This is a genomic window from Spirulina subsalsa CS-330, from assembly GCF_028330765.1.
GTDB classification, from domain to species: Bacteria; Cyanobacteriota; Cyanobacteriia; order Cyanobacteriales; family Spirulinaceae; genus Spirulina; species Spirulina subsalsa_A.
This window is the reverse complement of the sequence record NZ_JAQMTY010000224.1, coordinates 1-3,487: the sequence shown is the minus strand read 5'-3', so window position 1 is coordinate 3,487 and position 3,487 is coordinate 1. Positions and strand designations below refer to the sequence as shown.

At 60.5% G+C, this 3,487-nt stretch carries 3 protein-coding genes; 1 reads left to right on the top strand and 2 read right to left on the bottom strand.

The genetic code is table 11. The annotated features are described in order from the left end of the window. The first annotated feature begins 227 nt into the window (after positions 1-227). Complete coding sequence (locus PN477_RS15430) at positions 228-818, top strand: sensor histidine kinase (protein WP_272147411.1); 591 nt, start codon at positions 228-230, stop codon at positions 816-818. 15 nt (positions 819-833) lie between these two features. On the opposite strand, the gene PN477_RS15425 is transcribed toward PN477_RS15430, so the two are convergent. Beyond that, on the bottom strand, positions 834-1,646 hold the full coding sequence (locus tag PN477_RS15425) for an SDR family oxidoreductase (protein ID WP_272120648.1): 813 nt from the start codon (positions 1,644-1,646) through the stop codon (positions 834-836). 48 nt (positions 1,647-1,694) lie between these two features. Beyond that, positions 1,695-3,487: WD40 repeat domain-containing protein (locus tag PN477_RS15420; RefSeq protein ID WP_272147410.1), on the bottom strand; the 1,793-nt coding region annotated here is incomplete at its 5' end.

Genomic DNA, 3,487 nt, shown 5'->3' with positions numbered 1-3,487 from the left:
TTTTGCTGCGCCGCCAGTACAACTGGACTTCGCTCGTGTAGGCTGTCTGATCCATCGTCTCGGGTGGGTCGTTGACCAAGGATTATACTAACATCAAGCCGTCCTAGAAGGACGGGGTTTCTACCCAAATTTTCGATGATCCGGAGCCTTCAGCGGCGATCGCCACCCTCTACGACACCATTGATCTTGACTATCTCAAAGCAGATCTCCCGGATCTGTTTGTCTCGATGCGCAATGGGGTGAACCGGATTAAAAACATTGTCAAAGCCTTGCAAACCTTTTCCCGGACGGATAATGTCGGCGTGAAACCCGTCGATATTCAAGACAATCTTGAGAGTGTGCTGACGATGGTGGCGCAATCACTCCAAGCACAACAGATTACCGTGGAGCGGGATTATAGTCCCCTACCCACAGTGGAGATCAATCCGGGGGAATTTAATCAGGCGTTGATGCATATTGTTGTGAATGCGATCGATGCGTTTGATGGGGTGGAGCGGGACGATCGCACCCTGCGGATTACCACCACTAGGGAGGCAGATCGGGTGCGGATTGCGATCGCCGATAACGGCAAAGGCATGACCCCAGCGGTACAGGCGAAAATTTTTGATCCCTTCTTTTCCACCAAAGCGATCGGCAGTGCTTCCGGGATGGGCCTGTCAATGACCCACACGATTATCACCCAAGCCCACCGGGGCCATCTCACCTGTGCATCAGTGCCGGGGGAAGGCACCACCTTCACGGTGGAGTTACCCTGTCACCACCAGCCCCACAGCCCCCGAGCTCCAGTCCCGATGATCCCGAGCTTGGCCTGTTCTTAGCGGTTAACGGCGACCTTACCAAAAGGTGGGATGGGTGAAGGTGTAACCGGCGGCTTTGAGTTTTTGGGTTTTGCAGCGGACATTGGTGGGGCGGGTGCTGGGTTGGCTGGTGTCCCACTGGACGGGGGCGAGATTGTGGCGATCGCATACCTGCTGCACCAAGTCCCGCACTGGGATAATTTCATCCTGCACGAGGTTATAGATGCCGCTGAGGCCCTGGGCTTGGGCGAAGGCGATCGCGCCGACAATATCATCCAAGTGAATCCAGTTGGCCCATTCTTGCCCGGCCCCCGCCCGCGTCTGGCCCGCCATCCGGCCGTAAATTTTCGCCAACTCTCGCCCCGGCCCATAAATTCCCCCCAACCGAAATACACAGGCCCGCGCCGTCGGCAACTGGAGAATGGTTTGCTCGGTGTGGTGCAGAATTTGCGTCCGCTCTGCGGTCGGGTGTAGCGTCATGGTTTCATCCACCCATTGGCCCTGTTGATTGCCATAGACCGAGTAGGTGCTGGTGTAGATCACCTGCTGGACGGAGGTTTTGGGGAGCACGTAGGCGAGGGTTTGGGCGGTTTGGAGATAGGTGGTTTTGTAGTCCATGCCCTTGGCCCCGACGGCGACGAGGAGGGTGTGCTGATCCTGGAGCAGGTCTCGGAGGGTGGCGGCATTGTCACCCCGGAGGACGACGGCGCGATCGCTGACGGCCTTTAACTCCGGGAGGCGTTCGGAGCGGGTGGTGGTGGCGGTGATGGTGAAACCGGCCTGTTGCCAATGGTGGGCGATCGCCTTGCCCACATAGCCACAGCCGAGAATGGTAATCGCGTGCGTCATGAGAAAAATACCGTGCTGAACCGAATGGGCCAATTTTCCCACAGTTCCCTAGGGTGAAACCGACCCCGGACAAATGGGCAGCGATTTGCCGTTCACGGCGATCGCGGCTGAATCGAGGGCGATCGTCGGGTGGGCGCGGTAGTCCGTCAGCCAGGCGCACCCCTGGGCCAGAAGCTGCTCCAAATCCAGCGACCAGAGCACCACCGAGCCATCAATCCCCCCGGTGGCCAGGCCGCCGCCATCGGTGCGCCAACTCACGCTGGTGAGTCGGGTCTGTTCGCTGTCCCATTCTTGCCAGAGGGTTTGGGCGGCCGTCCAGAGTTGGAGCCGTTGATCCCAGGTGGTGGCGGCGAAGAGTTCCCCTTGGGGACTGAAGGCGAGATCGGTCATGCTGTCGGTGGGGCTGAGGGTGCTCTGGATTGTCTCCCCGGTGCTGTTCCAGAGGGTGAATTTTTTGTCGTAGTCGGCGGAAAAAAGCCAGGGGAGCGAGTCGGTTGGGGTGGCGGTGAGGGGCTGGGGCCAAAATTTCAGCACTAAGATCCAGTTTTGATGATGGGATGCGAGTGGGGCTGTGGTGAGGGGGCGTTGAGCGGTGGGGATGGGGTTGTGGGGCTGGGTTTGATCCACGGGCCAGAGGTAGATCTGATGATCATCGCCAGCGGCGGCGAGCCATTGGCCATCGGGGCTGAAGCTGACGGTGTTGACGCGATCGCGGGGTTGGCGCAGGGTGGAGAGTAATTCTCCTTGACGATTCCAGAGGCGGACGGTGCGATCGCGACTGGCCGAGGCGAGGATCTCCCCGCCCGGATGCCAGGCCACATCCGTCACCCAATCCCCATGGCCCCGTAATTGGGCCACGAGTTGACCCCGGTGATCCCAAATGCGCAGGGTGCGATCGCGACTCGCCGCCGCAATCTGTTGCCCATCGGGGGAAAACGCGATCTGTTCAATGCCGCTCTCGTGGCCGGTTAAGGTCTGTTCGACGCGCTGATCCGCCACCCGCCACACCCGCACCACCTGATCTTCCCCCGCCGCCGCCACCCGTTGCCCATCAGGAGAAAACGCCACATCCTGCACCGCCCCCGTCCCCAACACCAAGCGCGGCCGGGGCTGGCCCGCCAATTGCCACAGCCGCACCGTCGTGTCATAACTGGCCGTCGCCAACTGCGTCCCATCGGGGCTAAACTGCAACCCCGTCACCCCATCCCGATGACCGATTAAGGTTTGCTGCAAGACCGCTCGCGTTTCCGGATCTGCGGCTGTCGTTTCCGGGTTAAACCGCCAGAGCTTGATTTGATTGTCGTTGCTCGTGGTGGCCAGGGTTTGACCGTCGGGGCTGAACTGCACCGCAAACACCCAATCCTGATGCCCCTGCAACGTGGTGATTAAATTCCCCGCCCGATCCCAGACTTTCGCGCTGTGGTCATCGCTGGCGGTGGCGATCCAGCGCCCATCAGGACTATAGACACCATAGGACACCCCGGCATCGTGGCCCATCCAGCGTCGCCGGAGGGTTCCCTCCGTTGTCCAGATCGAAATCTCGCCACTGCGATCCACGGCGGCAAGTTCTGCACCATCGGGGGCAAAGGCAACCCAGCGCACCGCATCGCGATGGCCGCTCAAGGTGCGCTGGAGTTGGCCGGTGCTGTCCCATAGTTTGACGGTGCCATCGGCGGCGGCGGTGGCGAGGGTGTGGTTTTCGGGGTGAAAGGTGACGGCATAAACCCGGTCGGGGTGGGCTTGCCAATGGTGGTGTTGGGTCTCCTGGAGGGTTTTCCCCCGCAGTTCCCAGCGGTGAACGGTTCCGTCCCAACTACTCGCGGCGATCGCATAGCGATCGC

What these genes read in the sequence shown, in the direction of transcription:
- PN477_RS15430 (WP_272147411.1), top strand. Translation starts at nt 228, where the DNA reads ATGCGCAATGGGGTGAACCGGATTAAAAACATTGTCAAAGCCTTGCAA.
- PN477_RS15425 (WP_272120648.1), bottom strand. Translation starts at nt 1,646, where the DNA reads ATGACGCACGCGATTACCATTCTCGGCTGTGGCTATGTGGGCAAGGCG.